This is a genomic window from Variovorax sucrosi (assembly GCF_051216635.1).
Classification (GTDB): Bacteria; Pseudomonadota; Gammaproteobacteria; order Burkholderiales; family Burkholderiaceae_C; genus Variovorax.
The window spans coordinates 1-1,301 of the sequence record NZ_JBPJZU010000021.1 but is presented as its reverse complement, the minus strand read 5'-3'; the positions used below and the strand labels follow the sequence as shown (position 1 = coordinate 1,301).

Genomic DNA, 1,301 nt, shown 5'->3' with positions numbered 1-1,301 from the left:
CTGCTCCAGCGAGCTGGCCTGCTCTTCGGTGCGCGAGGACAGGTCCTGGTTGCCCGAGGCGATCTGGCTCGACGCCGTCGCGATGGTGTCGGTGCCCTGGCGCACTTCGCCCACCACTTTGGCCAGGCTGTCGTTCATGCCACGCAGTGCACGCATCAACTGGCCGGTCTCGTCCTGGCTCGTCACCTCGATGCGGCTCGTCAGGTCACCGGCAGCCACGGCCTCGGCCACGGCGACCGCGCGGCGCAGCGGATGCGTGATGCTGCGGACCAGCAGCCAGGCGAGCAGGATGCCGAGGACCGTGGACACGGCGCCGCAGATCATCAGCGTCAGGCTCGTTGTGGCGCGCAACGCTTCGGTACGGCCGGCAGCGGCATCGAGTTCGGCCCGTTCGCCGTCCACCAGTTGCTGGACGCCGACCAGATAGGCGCGCGAGGCCGGCTCGAAGCGTTCGGTGAAGATCTTGTCGGCACCTTCCGCGCCGGCCGCGAGCTTCGCCTTGCTGACCTCTTCCCGGGCCGCCAGGTAGCCCTTGCGCAGTTCGCCGATCTTGTCGTAGATCTGACGCCGCTCGGGCGTGTCCATCCGGGACTCGAGAAACTTCTGCAGTTCGGTCGTCTCCTTGATGTTCTGGGCACTCGCGGGCGCAAAGTAGTCGATGAGGCTGGCGTCGCTGCTCTTGGCGATCGCAGCCGCGCGCTGCACGCCGGCGGTCACGTAGCGCAGCCAGTCGGAGCCGGCTCGCTCGATCTTGATGTTCTGCTCGACCATCGCATTGATTTCGTCACCGAGTTGCCTCAGTTTCACCACCGCTAGCACGCTGCTCGCGAGGGACAGCGCAAGGATGAGGCCGACCGCGAGGGACAGCCGCTTGCCGATGGAAAGATTGCTCAGAAACATGCTCATTGACTCCAGAGATGAAAAGTGCGGCAGCAGCTGCCGCTCAAAAGGTTTCCCACCCGTCGCTGGCGGCGACGGGCGCGGTGGAACGGGAGGCGGCGGCCGCGCGCGGCGCCACCGGCAGGCGCTTCGCGGCAGCCTTGGGGCGGGGCGCGGCACCGGCGCCGCGCGGGCTGGCGCGGTGCACGGCCTTCGGCAGCGCGCCGTCCAGCTTGAACACACCCACCACCTGCGACAGGCTGCCGGCCTGCTCCTGCAGCGAGGCGGCGGCGGCCGCGGCCTCCTCCACCAGCGCCGCGTTCTGCTGCGTCACCTGGTCCATCTGCGTGATGGCCTGGTTGATCTGCTCGATGCCGGAGGTCTGCTCCTGGCTGGCCGAGGAGATCTCGCCCATGATGTCG

General features: G+C 68.3%; 1 protein-coding gene and 1 pseudogene. Both read right to left on the bottom strand.

The annotated features are described in order from the left end of the window. Positions 1 to 900: methyl-accepting chemotaxis protein (locus ACSFBE_RS23840; RefSeq protein ID WP_435492878.1), on the bottom strand; the 900-nt coding region annotated here is incomplete at its 3' end. 43 nt (positions 901 to 943) lie between these two features. Beyond that, positions 944 to 1,301, bottom strand: a pseudogene (locus ACSFBE_RS23835) (methyl-accepting chemotaxis protein); the annotation flags it as partial.